The organism is Streptomyces rubradiris, from assembly GCF_016860525.1.
Taxonomy (GTDB): Bacteria; Actinomycetota; Actinomycetes; order Streptomycetales; family Streptomycetaceae; genus Streptomyces; species Streptomyces rubradiris.
Map to the genome: position 1 here is coordinate 1,725,541 of NZ_BNEA01000015.1, position 14,800 is coordinate 1,740,340.

Here is a 14,800-nt window from a genome sequence, read left to right on the forward strand (position 1 = left end):
TTTCGAATGGCGGCCCGTGGACCAGGGGGGAGCCACGGGATGGGCACGGCAGGACCCTAGGAGGATTCGAGTGCCGGGGCCGCCTGTCGGCGCCGGGTGCCGAGATGGTGGAAGAACAGGTTCAGCAGGACGGCGACGAGCGCGCCGGCGCTGATGCCGGAACCGAGCACGGTCTGCGCCCACGCCGGGAAGTCGGCGTAGAAGGTCGGCGCGGCCAGCGGGATGATGCCGGCGCCGAGTGCCACGGCCACCAGGATGATGTTGGAGCTGTCGTCCAGGCCCGCCTCGGAGAGCGTCCGGATGCCGCTGACGGCGATGGAGCCGAAGAGGACGATGCCCGCGCCGCCGAGCACCGGCATGGGGACCAGGGAGACGACCGCGCCGAGGACCGGGAAGGCACCGAGGACGATCAGGCTGCCGCCGGCGACGGCGACGACGTACCGGCTGCGCACCCGGGTGAGGGAGACGACACCGACGTTCTGGGCGAAGGCGGAGGTGGGGAAGCCGCCGAAGACGGGCCCGATCAGGGTGGCGAGGCCGTCGGTGCGCAGGCCCCGGGTGATGGTCTTCGCGTCGGCGCGGCGGTCGCAGATCTCGCCGAGGGCGAGCATGCCGGCGCTGGACTCGGTCATCAGCACCAGCATCACGATGCACAGCGAGAGGATCGCGGCGGGCTGGAACTCGGGGGAGCCGAAGGCGAACGGGGTGGGCAGCGCGGCCACGGGCGCGGACTTGATGCCGCTGAAGTCGGCCATGCCGAAGGGGATCGCGGCCAGGGTGCCGATGAGCAGTCCGAACAGCAGGGCAACCTGCTTGACGAAGCCCCGGCCGAAGCGCTGGATCAGCAGGATGACGGCGAGGGTGAACCCGGCGAGCGCCAGATAGCGCATGTCGCCGAAGTCGGTGGCGGTCTTGTCGCCGCCTTGGGCCCAGCCCACCGGGACGGGCATCAGCGTGACGCCGATCAGGGTGATGACCACGCCGGTGACCAGGGGCGGGAAGAAGCGCAGCAGCCGTCCGAAGAACGGTCCGAGTACCAGGCAGAAGGCGCCGGCCACCATCACCGCGCCGTAGATCGCGGGGAGTTGGTGTCCTTGGCCGTTGGTCTCGGCGATCGCGAGGATGGGGGCGATGCCGGCGGAGGAGGCGGCGTTGACGAAGGGCAGCCGGTTGCCGACGAAGCCCTTGACGCCGATGGTCTGCAGGATGGTCGCGATACCCGCGATGAGCAGGCTCGCGGCGATGAGCCGGGTACGGGCCCCGATGTCGAGCCCGCAGGCCTGACCGATGATGAGCGGAGGAGTGACAACGCCTGCGTACATAGCGGCGATGTGCTGGAGCGCGGCGGGGACGAGCCGCGTGGGGTGGAGCTTCTCGTCCACCGGGTGCACGGACGTGACGGCGTCCTCTATGTGCACCGGCGGGGTGGAACACGGGGCTTTCGCCGGCCCCTTTGCAGGCTGTGCCATTTTGTTCCCTCCGGTGTAGCGCGCCCCCGGCCCGTCAGGCCGGGCCGGGGGCGGGCGTCCCGCGTCAGAGGTTGGTCATGTCGACCGGGATACGGGCCTCACAGCCGTCCCGCAGGATGGTGGCCTCGATGAGGCCGTAGGGGCGGTCGGCGGCGAAGTAGACCTCGTTGTCGTTCTTGAGTCCGAACGGCTCCAGGTCCACGAGGAAGTGGTGCTTGTTGGGCAGCGAGAAGCGGACCTCGTCGATCTCGCTGCGGTTGTTGATGATGCGCGAGCCCATCTGGTACATCGTCTGCTGCAGCGAGAGCGAGTAGGTCTCGGCGAAGGCGTGCAGCATGTGCTTCTTGACCTGCTCGTAGGACTTCTCCCAGTTGGGCATCTTCTGCGCGTCGTCGGTCCAGTTGAACCGCCAGCGGCCGGAGACCTGGGTGGCGAGGATGCGGTCGTACGCCTCCTGGAGGGTGGTGTACTTGTCCTTGACGTAGCCCCAGAACTCGGAGTTGGTCGAGTTCATCACGATCAGGTCCTTCAGACCGGAGATGACCTCCCACTTCTCACCGTCGAAGGTGATCTGGGTGAGGCGGACCTCCTGGCCCTTGCGGACGAAGGAGTGCTTGACGTCGTCCGCGCCGATGAACTTGCTGTTGGCGTCCGAGGTCTCGATCCGCTCCCAGGCGTACTCCTCGATGCGGATGCGCGCCTTGTGGATCGGCTCCTGCGTGGTGACGAAGTGCCGGGCGAGGTGGATGCCGAACTGCTCGGCGGACTCGATGCCGTATTCCTTGGCGAACGCGAACACCGTGTTCTTGGTGGTGTCGGTCGGCAGGACGTTGGCGTTGGAGCCGGAGTAGTGGACCTCTTCCATGTCGCCGCTCAGCGCGATGGATACGTTGAGGTCCTTGATGTGATGGGTGGCGCCGTCCCGCGTGATCTTGACGACTCGGTTCTCGGCCTTGCCGTACTGGTTCTGTCCCAGGATGGTCGGCATGTAGCTAGCTCCCTCGGTAAACGGAGTAGCCGAACGGGTTGAGCAGCAGCGGTACGTGGTAGTGCTCCCCGGGCACCACGGCGAAGGTGATCGCCACCTCGGGGAAGAACGCGGCACCGCTGTCCCGATTCGCGGGGGCGTCCTGCTGCGCATCGGCTTGCTTCTTCGCAGAAATTTCGAAGTATGGCTCGACAGCAAAGTCCAGCCGTACGTGGGTGGTACCTTCCGGCAGGGCCGGCAGGTCCTTGCACCGGCCGTCGGCGTCGGTCGCCGAGCCGCCGAGCGCCTGCCAGTCCGCCTCGCGCCCCGAGCGGGCGGAGAGGTGGACGGCGACGCCCTCGGCGGGGCGGCCGATCGATGTGTCCAGGATGTGCGTGGACACGGAGGCGGTGGTGCTGGTGCTCATGGTGTCAGGCGTCCTCTTCGACGAGTCGGGCCAGTCGGATGCGGTTGATCTTGCCCAGTTCGGTGCGGATGATCTCCCGCTCCTGCTCGGGCGAGTTGCCGATCCGCTCCCTGACCGCGTCGCGCATCTGCTCGCCGGTCCGGCCGGTGGCGCAGATGAGGAAGACATGCCCGAACTTCTCCTGGTAGGCCAGGTTGAGTTCGAGCATCTCCGCCTTGAGCTCCTCGGAGGCACCGGCCATGCCACGCTGTTCGCGGGCGGAGGTCGGGTCGCCGGGCTTGGGCCGCCCGATCGGCGGATGTCCGGCCATCGCCTCCGCCAGGTCCGCGGGGGTCAGCTCGGCCATGGCGGCGTCGCCGGCGGTGTACAGGTCCTCCGGGGTGGCGTACGGGCGGGCGGCGAGCAGTCGCCGGGCCCACTCGGTGGAGGCGCACGCCTCTAGGAGGGCCGCGAGGGCCTCGCGCTCCTCCAGATCGTTGAACCGGGACAGGCCCGGGGGCGTGGAAGTGGTAGTCACGGGAGCCTCCGTGGCCGCTTCGGGCCGTTGTGCTGAACGGGCTGCGGATAGCTAACGCCCTCGGAAACACCACGTCAACAGTTTGTTGAAAATTCCGCGTAACAAGCCGGGTTGGGGACCGAACGGCCCTTGCGCCCTCACTCCCGCCCCGGTCAGAGACCCTTCTCGCGGTTGAGGTAGTTGTAGACCGTGAAGCGGCTGACGCCCAGTGCGCCCGCCACGGTCTCCACCCCGTGCCGCACGGCGAACGCGCCGCGCGCCTCCAGGATGCGTACGACCTCCTGCTTGGCCCTGCGGTCCAGGTCGGCCAGCGGCCGGCCCTCCTTGCGCTCCATGGCGGCCAGGATGCGGTCGAGGGAGTCGGCGAGCTGGGGCAGGCGTACGGCGACGACGTCGGCGCCCTCCCAGGCGAGGACGACGTCCTCGGGGCCGGCCTCGTCGGGCGGGAGCATCGTCCCGCCCATGGCGTCGACCAGCGGCTTCACCGCCGCGATGAAGGGCTCGTCCCCGGTCACCTATCACCCTCCCCAGCCTCGTCGCCGATCACGTTGACCTGGAGCGAGACCCGGGTGGCGCCGGCCTGGAGGGCCTTGCGCAGCAGCGCGTCCACCGCGCCGAGCACGCGGTCGGCGCCGCCCTCGGCGGTGTTGCCGAACGGCCCGACGTCCACGGCGTCCAGCTCGGCGGTCTCGATGACCTCGCGCGCCACCAGGGCGTGCGCGGGCGCTTCGTCCAGGTCGAAGGGCTCGGTCGTGAACTCCACTCTCAATCGCACCCGGTCAACCTAACGCGCGAGGGGGCCTTGGCGGGCGGCTGTTGCGGACACCCCTTGACAAGCGGCGACACCCGACGGCAATCTTCCATTACGCAGAAACGAACTTCCGTAATACGGAATCTCGACCAACGGAAGGGAGCGCGGCCCGAATGCCAGGTTTCGAGTGGAGCACCGCCGCAGACCAGCGCTTCAACGTCAACCTGTCGATCCTCTTCACGGAACTCCCGCTCCTGGAGCGCCCCGCGGCCGCCGCCGCGGCGGGCTTCTCCGCGGTCGAGCTGTGGTGGCCCTGGATCGACTCCCCCACTCCGGCCCGGTCCGAGCTGGACGCCCTGAAGAAGGCGATCGAGGACGCGGGGGTCCGTCTCACGGGCCTGAACTTCTACGCCGGGCGGCTGCCGGGCCCGGACCGCGGCGCCCTGTCGCTGCCGGGCGAGGAGTCGGAGAAGTTCCGCGCCAACATCGACGTGGCCGCCGACTTCGCGGCCTCCCTCGGCTGCACGGCGCTCAACGCGCTGTACGGCAACCGCGTCGAGGGCGTGGACCCGGCCGAGCAGGACGCGCTCGCCCTGGAGAACCTCGCCCTCGCGGCCCGGGCGGCCGACCGGATCGGCGCCATCCTGCTGATCGAGGCGCTGAACAAGCCCGAGTCGCCGCTGTACCCGCTGGTGTCGGCGCCGGCCGCGATCGAGGTCGTCGACAAGGTGAACGCGACGACGGGCCTCGGGAACGCCAAGTTCCTGATGGACCTGTACCACCTGTCCATGAACGGCGAGGACCTGCCCGCGGTCATCGACGCCTACGCGGCGAAGACCGGGCACGTGCAGATCGCCGACAACCCCGGCCGCGGCGCCCCCGGTACCGGTTCGCTCCCCCTGGAGGAGCTGCTCGGCCGGCTGCGGAAGGCCGGTTACGACGGCTGGGTCGGCCTGGAGTACAAGCCGGGCGACCGCCCGAGCGCCGAGGCGTTCGATTGGCTCCCGCGCGAGGCCCGCGCGGCCCGCTGAGCCGCCGGCCCCGCGCATCGGCCGCCCCTTCACAGACGTACCGCGCAGCAAGAGAGGCACCCTCAACCATGAGCAACCTTCCCAAGATCGCCTGGATCGGCCTCGGCATCATGGGCTCCCCCATGTCCGAGAACCTGGTCAAGGCGGGCTACCAGGTCACCGGTTACACCCTGGAGAAGGAGAAGCTGGACCGCCTGGCCGCCGCCGGCGGCACCGCGGCCGGCTCCATCGCCGAGGCCGTCCGGGACGCCGACGTGATCATCACGATGGTGCCCGCCTCCCCGCAGGTCGAGGCCATCGCCTACGGCCCGGACGGCATCCTGGAGAACGCCAGGTCCGGCGCCCTGCTGATCGACATGTCCTCGATCACCCCGCAGACCTCCGTGGACCTGGCCAAGGCCGCCAAGGACAAGGGCGTCCGGGTGCTGGACGCCCCGGTGTCCGGTGGTGAGGCCGGCGCCATCGAAGCGGTGCTCTCGATCATGGTCGGTGGTGAGCAGGCCGACTTCGAGCAGGCCAAGCCGATCTTCGAGGCACTCGGCAAGACCATCGTGCTGTGCGGTCCGCACGGCTCGGGCCAGACGGTGAAGGCCGCCAACCAGCTGATCGTCGCCGTGAACATCCAGGCGTGCGCCGAGGCCGTGGTCTTCCTGGAGAAGTCGGGCGTGGACCTCAAGGCCGCCCTGGACGTCCTCAACGGCGGCCTGGCCGGCTCCACCGTGCTGACGCGGAAGAAGGACAACTTCCTCAACCGCGACTTCAAGCCCGGCTTCCGCATCGACCTGCACCACAAGGACATGGGCATCGTCACCGACGCCGCCCGCAACGTCGGCGCGGCCCTCCCGGTCGGCGCCGTGGTCGCCCAGCTGGTCGCCAGCCTGCGCGCCCAGGGCGACGGCGGCCTGGACCACTCGGCCCTGCTGCGGGCCGTCGAGCGCCTCTCCGGCGCCCAGGTCTGACGGTCCCTCACACTTCCGGGCCGCGGCGCCGCTGACACCTGTCCTGTCGCGCCCAGGCGGCGCCGCGGTCCGGAATCGGCTTCAACAAACTGTTGACGCTCAGATCGCCCCACTTCTAGGCTCCACAAAGCGGAAACAGTTTTCCGCTGACACCCGCACGGAAGGTCCACGATGTCGAAGCGCGTGCTCACGACAGAGTCCGGCGCACCGGTCGCCGACAACCAGAATTCCGCCTCCGCCGGCGTCGGCGGCCCGCTCCTGATCCAGGACCAGCACCTCCTGGAGAAGCTCGCGCGCTTCAACCGCGAGCGGATCCCGGAGCGTGTCGTGCACGCCCGTGGCTCCGGCGCGTACGGCCACTTCGAGGTGACCGACGACGTCACCGGTTACACCCACGCCGACTTCCTCGGCGAGATCGGCAAGCGTACCGAGGTCTTCGTGCGCTTCTCCACGGTCGCCGACAACCTCGGTGGCGCCGACGCGGTCCGCGACCCCCGCGGCTTCGCGGTGAAGTTCTACACCGAAGAGGGCAACTACGACCTCGTCGGCAACAACACCCCGGTGTTCTTCATCAAGGACCCGCTGAAGTTCCCCGACTTCATCCACTCGCAGAAGCGCGACCCGTTCACCGGCAAGCAGGAGCCCGACAACGTCTGGGACTTCTGGGCGCACGCCCCCGAGGCCACGCACCAGGTGACCTGGCTCATGGGTGACCGGGGCATCCCGGCGTCGTACCGCCACATGAACGGCTACGGCTCGCACACCTACCAGTGGACGAACGCCAAGGGCGAGGCCTTCTTCGTCAAGTACCACTTCAAGACCAACCAGGGCATCCGCTGCCTGTCCACCGAGCAGGCACAGGAGCTGGCGGGCAAGGACCCCAACTCGCACCAGACCGACCTGCTCCAGGCGATCGAGCGCGGCGTGCACCCGTCCTGGACGCTGTACGTCCAGATCATGCCGGCGGCCGAGGCGGCGGACTACCGCTTCAACCCGTTCGACCTGACCAAGGTCTGGCCGCACAAGGACTACCCGCTCCAGCGCGTGGGCCGCCTGGTCCTCGACCGCAACCCGGACAACGTGTTCGCCGAGGTCGAGCAGGCCGCGTTCTCCCCGAACAACTTCGTGCCCGGCATCGGCCCGTCCCCGGACAAGATGCTCCAGGGCCGGCTGTTCGCCTACGCCGACGCTCACCGCTACCGCCTCGGTGTCAACCACACCCTGCTCGCGGTGAACGCGCCGAAGGCGGTCCCGGGCGGTGCCCAGAACTACGGCCGCGACGGCTTCATGGCGGTCAACGGCCAGGGCCGGCACGCCAAGAACTACGAGCCGAACTCCTACGACGGCCCGGTGGAGACCGGCCGCCCGCTGTCCGCCCCGCTCGCGGTGGCCGGGTACACCGGCAGCCACGTCGCCCCGGCGCACACCAAGGACGACGACTTCTTCCAGGCCGGCGAGCTGTACCGGCTGATGTCGGAGGAGGAGAAGTCCCGTCTCGTCGCGAACATCGCCGGCGGCCTCTCGCAGGTCTCCCGCGACGACGTGATCGAGAAGAACCTGGCCCACTTCCACGCCGCCGACCCCGAGTACGGCAAGCGCGTGGAGGAGGCGGTCCGCGCCCTGCGCGAGGACTGAGTCCCAAGGCTGCGTCCGGGACCGACGGGGAGGTCGGGCCCCGGACGCGAAGGCCCCGCCGCCACGGGTGATCCGGATGAGGGGTGATCACCCGGTGCGGCGGGCAGGGCGAGGACCGCGGTGGCCTGCGAGCCAGTGCGGTGGTGAAGGAGACCCGGGCCCCCTTCTCGACCAGAGGGAAGGGACGTCCGACTCCGTCGTGGCCACCGCGGTCCCAGCCCCACCTCCGCCACCCCGGAGGTACTCCAGCCCCGTCCGGCGGCGCGAATGACCTGTCGCGCCCAGCCTCGCGCCGTCGGACGGTCACCATACGGTGCGCACAGCGCTCCCTCCGGTCCGGAGGGGGCGCTTTCGTGCTGTCCGCGACCGGGTGCCCGGCGTGCGCGTCCCCGGCATCCGCAGCACGCTGAAGGCATGGGCAACCCGACACAGCACCCGCACATCGTGGTCCACTCCCCCGCCCTGGACGGCTCCCGGCGGGTCACCGAGGGGGACGTGACGCTGGGGATCGCCTCGCACCTGGACGACGTCGTGGAGATCCTGCGGCTGGCCGACCTGGACCGGATCGAAGTGGAGGAGAGCGACCTGATCGAATGGCAGGGCGGCGGCCCGGACGACTGGCCCGGACTGGGCGAGTACGACATCTGACGGCGCCGCCTGCCGCAGGGGTCGTAGTCCGGCTACGCAATCCTCAAATCAAGCTCTGAACAGGGCGGATGAGGCTTCGAGGGCCGCTCGGGCCGGGCAGGCTACCGACACACGGGGCCCGCCGGCACGGGGGTGGCGGGCCCCGTACGGGGGCCTCACGGCCGTGCGGCGCCGGCGCCCGCCGCGCCGGACCGGAGCGCGGTCGCGCTGCTACGGGGGGGAGCGCGACCGCTGCGCCGTGACCGTCGCCGTGCCGGCACCGCACCTGCCCAGGCAAGCACGCCGCGCAGGACCGCGACCGGCCGTGAGGCGCACCGATGCGGCACCCACGGGAGACGCGGGCGGGGCCGGTCACGGCCACGGCGGTGGGTCCGGCCGAGGGCATGACGAAGGGGCGGCCCGTCCCCCCGGGCGGGCCGCCCCTGGCTTGTGCCGGTCCTGTCAGACCTGTCGGATCTTTCCTGTCAGACCTGTCAGACCTTCAGCGTCTTGATCGAGGTCGGCGCGTGGCCGGGCTCGGTGGCCAGGTCCTCGAACTCGGAGATGTCGCTGATGTCCATGGTGCGGCTCATCGAGATGTTGGTGATCCGCTCCAGGATCGCCTCCACGACGACCGGCACCTGGTACTCCGCGGCGAGCTTCTTGGCCTGCTCGAACGCGGCGCCCAGCTGGTCCGGCTCGGTGACCCGGATGGCCTTGCAGCCGAGCCCCTCGGCGACCTTGACGTGGTCCACGCCGTAGACGCCGAGCTCCGGGGTGTTGATGTTCTCGAACTCCAGGTTGACCTGGAAGTTGATGTCCAGGCCGATCTGCGCCTGACGGATCAGGCCCAGGTAGGCGTTGTTCACCAGGACGTGCACGTACGGGATCTTGTGCTGGGCGGCGACCGCCAGCTCCTCGATCAGGAACTGGAAGTCGTAGTCGCCGGAGAGCGCGACGACCGGGGAGTCCGGGTCGGCCTTGGCGACGCCGATCGCGGCCGGGATGGTCCAGCCGAGCGGGCCGGCCTGGCCGCAGTTGATCCAGTGGCGCGGCTTGTAGACGTGCAGCATCTGCGCGCCGGCGATCTGGGACAGGCCGATGGTGGTGACGTACCGGGTCTCCGGTCCGAAGGCCTTGTTCATCTCCTCGTACACGCGCTGCGGCTTCATCGGCACGTTGTCGAAGTGCGTACGGCGCAGCAGGGTGGCCTTGCGCTCCTGCGTGGAGGCCACCCAGGCGCCGCGGTCGGGCAGCTTGCCGGCCGCCTTCAGCTCCTTGGCGACCTCGACGAACAGCTCCAGGGCGGCCTTGGCGTCGGAGACGACGCCGTAGTCCGGCGGGAAGATCTTGCCGATCTGGGTGGGCTCGATGTCGACGTGGACGAACTTGCGGCCCTGGCGGTAGACGTCGAGCTTGTAGCCGGTGTGGCGGTTGGCCCAGCGGTTGCCGATGCCGAGGACGAAGTCGGACTCCAGGAAGTTGGCGTTGCCGTAGCGGTGCGAGGTCTGCACGCCGACCATGCCGGCGTTCAGCTCGTGGTCGTCGGGCAGCGCGCCCCAGCCCATCAGGGTGGGGATGACCGGGGTCTGGGTCAGCTCGGCGAACTCCACCAGGAGGTCGGAGGCGTCGGCGCCGATGATGCCGCCGCCGGCCACGATGACCGGGCGCTCCGACTCCAGGAGGAAGGTGATGGCCTTCTCGATCTGGGCGCGGGTGGCGGTGGGCTTGTAGACCGGCAGCGGCTCGTAGGTCTCCGGGTCGAACTCGATCTCGGTGAGCTGGACGTCGATCGGCAGGTCGATCAGGACCGGGCCGGGACGGCCGGAGCGCATCAGGTGGAAGGCCTGCTGGAAGACGCCGGGGACCTGCGCGGCCTCCAGGACGGTCACCGCCATCTTGGTGACCGGCTTGGCGATCGAGGCGATGTCGACGGCCTGGAAGTCCTCCTTGTGGATGACGTTCGTCGGCGCCTGGCCCGTGATGCACAGGATCGGGATGGAGTCGCCGATGGCGGAGTACAGGCCGGTGATCATGTCGGTGCCGGCCGGACCGGAGGTGCCGATGCACACGCCGATGTTGCCCGGCTTGGTACGGGTGTAGCCCTCGGCCATGTGCGAGGCGCCCTCGACGTGGCGGGCGAGGGTGTGGTTGATGCCGCCGCCCTCCTTGAGGGCCTTGTAGAACGGGTTGATCGCCGCGCCCGGCACACCGAAGGCGTCGGTGACGCCCTCGCGCTTGAGGATCTCAACTGCCGCGCGGGCAGCGGTCATACGAGCCATCGAGTACTCCTGCTTCGGCCTCTCGGATGCGTACTCCCGTCGCGCCCCGCGGTGAGCACAGTCTCCCGATTGTCAATCTCCGCAATCTTTTCCGTATTGCGGAATGTAACTTCTACTATCTGGAAGCAATGTAAGCGGGTGGACGAAGGTCGTCAAGAGCCGTCCAGCCCCCGGAAAGCACGAAGGGGCCGCCCGTGCGGCACGGGCGGCCCTGGCGGAGGGGGCGTCGGGCGGACCGTCTCAGAGGGTGGGCAGGCCGAGCGCGACGAGGGTGGACGACAGCCCCTGCCAGGTGCGTACGTCCCAGTCGGTGAGTTGCTGCCAGCGCTGGAGGCGGTACTTCACGGTGTTCGGATGCACGTGCAGGACCCGGGCGGTCGCCGAGAGCGAGAAGCCGTTCTCGGCGAACCTGAGCACCGTCTCCGCCAGGTCGGGGTGGTGCCGCGCGACCTGGCGGCACGGCTCCAGCAGCACCGCGAAGCGTTGCGCGGTGGGCGCCAGGGTGGCGAGCAGCCAGTGGTCGGCGAAGTGTTTCACCTGGCCCGGTTCCGCCAGGGGCAGCGCCGCCCTCGCGTCCGCCATGCTCATCGCGGCGCCGGGCAGCCCGGTCCGCGGCAGGCCGATGCCGAAGCTTCCCTCGGGGTTCTGCCGCCGGGCCGCGTCGACCACGGCCCGCGGCGGGATGTCCTGGACCAGGGTGATCATGAGGTTGCCGCGTGTCGCGCAGCGCAGCGTGCCCGGCCACCGGTGGTGCCGCAGCTCCATCATGCGCTCGTCGGGCCAGTCCTCGGCCGGTGAGCACAGCGCCTGGAACTCGCCGGCCGGGTCGAAGGTGAGGGCGGCGGCCAGTTGCTCCAGGTCGACGCCCGCGGGCGCGGCGGTGGCCAGGCCGTCGAGGAACTGGTGGGTCAGCCGCAGCAGCGTGGCGTCGGCGGCGCGGACGGCGGCGCCGTACGCTTCGGCGGCCGCGCTGCTGGAATGCTGCACCCACGTCCAGACCATCCCGACGATCGAGACGAGCTGCGCGACGGCCCGGGGGTCGTGCGACTGGGCGCGGGCGAGCAGCACGTTCCACATCTCGCGGTAGCCGACGTGGTAGGCCTCGACGAGGGCGTGCAGCGGCAGACCGGTTGCGGCGCGTTCGGCGCCGAGGGCGTGCGCGGCCTCGATCTCCTCCCGGGTGGGCGAGCGGCGTGCGGCCACCCCGGTCAGCAGCCCCTGGTAGTGGCGGGTGACGTCACGTTCCTGCTGCTCGCGGTCGACGATCCGGTAGCTCGGTATCTCCAGCCGTATGCGGTCGACGATCTTCGGGATCACCGTGGGCAGTTCCGCGGCGAGTGACTCGCAGAGTTCCACGACGGGCTGCCACGCCCCGGCGGTGCCGGCCTGCGCCCCGGTCCCCTCGGTCACGGGCTCCACGGTGGCCCCCTCCGATGTGGATTCCGTAGTGATCCTTCTCGCGCGTCCAGGGCAGCTTCGCTGCGACCACGCATTCGACGATAAGCGAACAAGAACGCGCACGCTGCTCCTTTGTGAACTCCGCAAAGACAACGGCGGGAAGTTCTCGGATTCGGTTCTGGTCCGGCGGACCCGGCGTCGGCAGGCTGGACAGCGGACGCCGCGGGGCCCGGTCCCCGGCGACGCGTCGCAGGCATCCGGGTGCGCGGGAGGGCGTGTGGAGACTCCGATGGAGTTCGGTCATGAATCGGTCGTGGTGCGACGCGGACGGCGAAGCGGGCTGCCGATCGTCGTCGCCGTGCACTCCACCGCTCTCGGCCGTGCGGTCGGCGGCTGCCGGATGTGGGCGTACGACAGCTGGGAGGACGGCCTGCGTGACGCGCTGCGCCTGTCGGAGGGCATGACGCGCAAGTGCGCCGCCGCCGGACTGCCGAACGGCGGCGGCAAGACGGTCGTGGTCCTGCCGGCCGGGCGGAGCATCACCGCGGACGAACGCCACGCGGCGCTGCACGATGTCGGCGACATCGTGGCGGAGCTCGGCGGCACCTACGTGACCGGTCCCGACGCGGGCACCGGACCGGCCGACATGGCGGTCATCGGCGAACGGACCGAGCACGTGTTCTGCCGGCCGGAGGCCGCCGGCGGGAGCGGTGACCCCTCGCCGTTCACGGCCCTGGGCGTCGTCGCCGCGCTGCGCTCGACCTGCCTGGCGCTGTTCGGCTCGCCTGCCTTGGCGGGCCGGAGGTTCGCGGTGATCGGCCTGGGACACGTCGGGGAGCAGATCGCCCGGCAGCTGGCGGCGGCGGGAGCCGAGCTGACCCTGAGCGATGCCGACCCGGCGAAGCGCCCGCTCGGCGCGGAACTGGGCGCGGTGTTCACCGAACCCGGCGCGGCGGCCACCGCCGAGGTGGACGTACTCGTCCCCGCCGCGCTCGGCGGCCTGCTGACCCGGGACCTGGTGGCCCGGCTGCGCTGCCGCGCGGTCGCGGGCGCGGCGAACAACCAGCTGGCCGATCCCGGCGTGGCGGAGTTGCTGCGGGAGCGCGGGATCCGATGGGCCCCCGACTACATCGCCAACGCCGGCGGTGTCGTCAACGCGGTCTCGCGCGAAGTCCTCGGCGACGAACCGGAGAAGGCGGTCCGGCGCATCGAGTCGATCGCCGACACCCTGACCGGCCTGTTCGAGACGGCCGCGCGCATGGAGATCACGACAGCGCGGGCCGCCGACGACCTCGCCCGCCGGCGGCTGGCCGCGCCGGTTCCCACCGCACCGGGGCCGGCGTGAACCCCCGGGTCTACGTGCTGGCGCCGGCCACGTTCACCGTCGGCACCGAGGGCTACGTCATCGCGGGCGTCCTGCCGGCGGTCGCGCGCTCCATGACCGCGCCACAGCACGGATGTCGACCCAGCTGCTGGCGAACTGGATGCGCCACGGCGTGATCAGCGAGCAGGACGTGGACGACGGTCTGCGCCGGACGGCGGCGGTCCTGGACGAGCGCCTCCGCGACGAACCGGGTCACCGGCCACTGCTGTCCGCGGGGGAAGCCTCCCTCGCGTGGCAGGCGGCCCGCGAACTGATCCTGCGGGGCGCGACGGCGCCGAACGGCTGTACCGAACCGGTGCTGTACCGGTTCCGCCGCCGGCACAAGGCCCGGACGGCGTGATGCGGCCGGACCGACGAGAGCGAGCAAGGGAGACCTGGTGCACGCGACAGTGGTGACCGAGCCCGGCGGCCAGACGCCCTGCGTCACCGCCGGACGCCGGACCCGGTTCCCGGGCCGGGCGAGGTGCTGGTGCGGACCAGAGCGATCGGTGTGAACTACCGCGACGTGTACGTGCGCAGAGGGGAGTATCCCGCCGAACTGCCCGTTCCGGGCCTCGAAGGAGCGGGCGAGGTCGTGGCGGCGGGCGAGGGGGCCGAGGTCGCCGTCGGGGACCGAGTGGCCTGGGCGTAGGCAAGGGCAGCTACGCCGAACTCGTGGCCGTGCCGGCCGGCCAGTGCGTGCCGGTGCCCGACGGGATCGACTGGCAGGTCGCCGGGGGCGCGCTGTTGCAGGGAATGACCGCGCACTGCCTCCTGGAGTCGGTGTACCGGCCGGCGCCGCAAGAGCCGGTCCTGATTCACGCGGGTGCCGGCGGCACGGGCCAGCTCCTGGTGCAGTGGGCCACGGCGCGCGGCGCCAAGGTGATCACCACCGTGTCCACCGACGGGAAGGAGAAGCCCGCCCGGGAGGCCGGGGCCTGGCACGTGCTGCGTTACGGTGACGATCTCGCCGGGCGCGTCCGGGAACTGACGGGCGGCGAAGGCGTCTGCGCCGGCTACGACGGCGTGGGTGCGGCCACCTTCGAGGCGAGCCTCGCCTCGCTCCGGCCGCGGGGCACACTCGCGTTGTCCGGATCCGTGAGCGGCCGAGTGCCCCCGTTCGATCTGCAACGCCTGGCCGAAGCGGGCTCGCTGCTGGTGACCCGGCCGGTGCTGCCGCACTTCGTCCGTACCCGAGACGAGGTGCTGTGGCGCGCGAACGAGGTCTTCGGCGCGCTGTCCGCGATCACACTGCGCGTACGGTTCGGCGGTACCTACGCCTTGTCCGACGCGGCGCAGGCCCATCGGGCGATCGAGTCCCGCGCCACGGCCGGTTCACTCGTGCTGTTGCCGTGAATGATGATCGCGCGGGCC

Annotated in this window: 15 protein-coding genes and 1 pseudogene; 8 read left to right on the top strand and 8 right to left on the bottom strand. The window is 70.5% G+C overall.

What is annotated here, in order from left to right; all coding sequences use genetic code 11:
• Positions 1–56: 56 nt before the first annotated feature.
• The 6 genes from Srubr_RS20860 to Srubr_RS20885 form a co-directional block, all read right to left on the bottom strand.
• Positions 57–1,469: a nucleobase:cation symporter-2 family protein gene (locus Srubr_RS20860; protein ID WP_189990383.1), complete on the bottom strand. Its 1,413-nt coding sequence runs from the start codon at positions 1,467–1,469 to the stop codon at positions 57–59.
• A 64-nt stretch (positions 1,470–1,533) separates the two neighbouring features.
• A complete protein-coding gene (gene pucL / locus Srubr_RS20865) occupies positions 1,534–2,457 on the bottom strand; it encodes a factor-independent urate hydroxylase (RefSeq protein WP_189990380.1) in 924 nt (307 codons plus the stop codon).
• A 4-nt stretch (positions 2,458–2,461) separates the two neighbouring features.
• Positions 2,462–2,863 (bottom strand): hydroxyisourate hydrolase, encoded by a 402-nt coding sequence (gene uraH, locus Srubr_RS20870; RefSeq protein WP_189990379.1) that lies wholly within the window; start codon positions 2,861–2,863, stop codon positions 2,462–2,464.
• Positions 2,864–2,867: 4 nt separating this feature from the next.
• Positions 2,868–3,380, bottom strand: coding sequence for a 2-oxo-4-hydroxy-4-carboxy-5-ureidoimidazoline decarboxylase (gene uraD, locus Srubr_RS20875; RefSeq protein WP_189990377.1), 513 nt, complete (start codon positions 3,378–3,380; stop codon positions 2,868–2,870).
• A gap of 152 nt (positions 3,381–3,532) precedes the next feature.
• Positions 3,533–3,895: a helix-turn-helix domain-containing protein gene (locus Srubr_RS20880; RefSeq protein WP_189990375.1), complete on the bottom strand. Its 363-nt coding sequence runs from the start codon at positions 3,893–3,895 to the stop codon at positions 3,533–3,535.
• Positions 3,892–4,155: a YkoF family thiamine-binding protein gene (locus tag Srubr_RS20885; RefSeq protein WP_189990373.1), complete on the bottom strand. Its 264-nt coding sequence runs from the start codon at positions 4,153–4,155 to the stop codon at positions 3,892–3,894. The genes Srubr_RS20880 and Srubr_RS20885 overlap by 4 nt, the downstream gene beginning before the upstream one ends.
• A gap of 149 nt (positions 4,156–4,304) precedes the next feature.
• On the opposite strand from Srubr_RS20885, the gene Srubr_RS20890 reads away from it, so the two are divergent.
• From Srubr_RS20890 to Srubr_RS20905, 4 genes are all read left to right on the top strand, one after another.
• The gene (locus tag Srubr_RS20890; RefSeq protein ID WP_189990371.1) at positions 4,305–5,162 is read left to right on the top strand and encodes a TIM barrel protein; all 858 of its coding nucleotides are present in this window, start codon (positions 4,305–4,307) and stop codon (positions 5,160–5,162) included.
• A 68-nt stretch (positions 5,163–5,230) separates the two neighbouring features.
• Entirely contained in the window at positions 5,231–6,121 is an 891-nt protein-coding gene (locus Srubr_RS20895; protein ID WP_189990368.1) for a 2-hydroxy-3-oxopropionate reductase, read from the top strand.
• A gap of 171 nt (positions 6,122–6,292) precedes the next feature.
• Positions 6,293–7,756, top strand: a complete 1,464-nt coding sequence (locus tag Srubr_RS20900; protein WP_189990367.1) for a catalase — start codon at positions 6,293–6,295, stop codon at positions 7,754–7,756.
• A gap of 414 nt (positions 7,757–8,170) precedes the next feature.
• The gene (locus Srubr_RS20905) at positions 8,171–8,404 is read left to right on the top strand and encodes a hypothetical protein (RefSeq protein ID WP_030777988.1); all 234 of its coding nucleotides are present in this window, start codon (positions 8,171–8,173) and stop codon (positions 8,402–8,404) included.
• 473 nt (positions 8,405–8,877) lie between these two features.
• On the opposite strand, the gene gcl is transcribed toward Srubr_RS20905, so the two are convergent.
• The gene (gcl, locus tag Srubr_RS20910) at positions 8,878–10,665 is read right to left on the bottom strand and encodes a glyoxylate carboligase (RefSeq protein WP_189990365.1); all 1,788 of its coding nucleotides are present in this window, start codon (positions 10,663–10,665) and stop codon (positions 8,878–8,880) included.
• A 240-nt stretch (positions 10,666–10,905) separates the two neighbouring features.
• Positions 10,906–12,075 (bottom strand): PucR family transcriptional regulator, encoded by a 1,170-nt coding sequence (locus tag Srubr_RS20915; RefSeq protein ID WP_189990363.1) that lies wholly within the window; start codon positions 12,073–12,075, stop codon positions 10,906–10,908.
• Between the two features lie 265 nt (positions 12,076–12,340).
• On the opposite strand from Srubr_RS20915, the gene Srubr_RS20920 reads away from it, so the two are divergent.
• The 4 genes and pseudogenes from Srubr_RS20920 (at position 12,341) to Srubr_RS20930 (ending at position 14,782) form a co-directional block, all read left to right on the top strand.
• On the top strand, positions 12,341–13,408 hold the full coding sequence (locus Srubr_RS20920; protein ID WP_203855045.1) for a Glu/Leu/Phe/Val dehydrogenase family protein: 1,068 nt from the start codon (positions 12,341–12,343) through the stop codon (positions 13,406–13,408).
• 103 nt (positions 13,409–13,511) lie between these two features.
• Positions 13,512–13,787, top strand: a pseudogene (locus tag Srubr_RS20925) (hypothetical protein); the annotation flags it as partial.
• A 129-nt stretch (positions 13,788–13,916) separates the two neighbouring features.
• Positions 13,917–14,078 (top strand): alcohol dehydrogenase catalytic domain-containing protein, encoded by a 162-nt coding sequence (locus Srubr_RS40930; RefSeq protein WP_229926451.1) that lies wholly within the window; start codon positions 13,917–13,919, stop codon positions 14,076–14,078.
• A 23-nt stretch (positions 14,079–14,101) separates the two neighbouring features.
• On the top strand, positions 14,102–14,782 hold the full coding sequence (locus Srubr_RS20930) for a zinc-binding dehydrogenase (RefSeq protein ID WP_229926450.1): 681 nt from the start codon (positions 14,102–14,104) through the stop codon (positions 14,780–14,782).
• The last annotated feature ends 18 nt before the right edge of the window (positions 14,783–14,800 follow it).

What these genes read in the sequence shown, in the direction of transcription:
- Srubr_RS20860 (WP_189990383.1), bottom strand. Translation starts at nt 1,469, where the DNA reads ATGGCACAGCCTGCAAAGGGGCCGGCGAAAGCCCCGTGTTCCACCCCG.
- pucL (WP_189990380.1), bottom strand. Translation starts at nt 2,457, where the DNA reads ATGCCGACCATCCTGGGACAGAACCAGTACGGCAAGGCCGAGAACCGA.
- uraH (WP_189990379.1), bottom strand. Translation starts at nt 2,863, where the DNA reads ATGAGCACCAGCACCACCGCCTCCGTGTCCACGCACATCCTGGACACA.
- Srubr_RS20890 (WP_189990371.1), top strand. Translation starts at nt 4,305, where the DNA reads ATGCCAGGTTTCGAGTGGAGCACCGCCGCAGACCAGCGCTTCAACGTC.
- Srubr_RS20895 (WP_189990368.1), top strand. Translation starts at nt 5,231, where the DNA reads ATGAGCAACCTTCCCAAGATCGCCTGGATCGGCCTCGGCATCATGGGC.
- Srubr_RS20900 (WP_189990367.1), top strand. Translation starts at nt 6,293, where the DNA reads ATGTCGAAGCGCGTGCTCACGACAGAGTCCGGCGCACCGGTCGCCGAC.
- Srubr_RS20905 (WP_030777988.1), top strand. Translation starts at nt 8,171, where the DNA reads ATGGGCAACCCGACACAGCACCCGCACATCGTGGTCCACTCCCCCGCC.
- gcl (WP_189990365.1), bottom strand. Translation starts at nt 10,665, where the DNA reads ATGGCTCGTATGACCGCTGCCCGCGCGGCAGTTGAGATCCTCAAGCGC.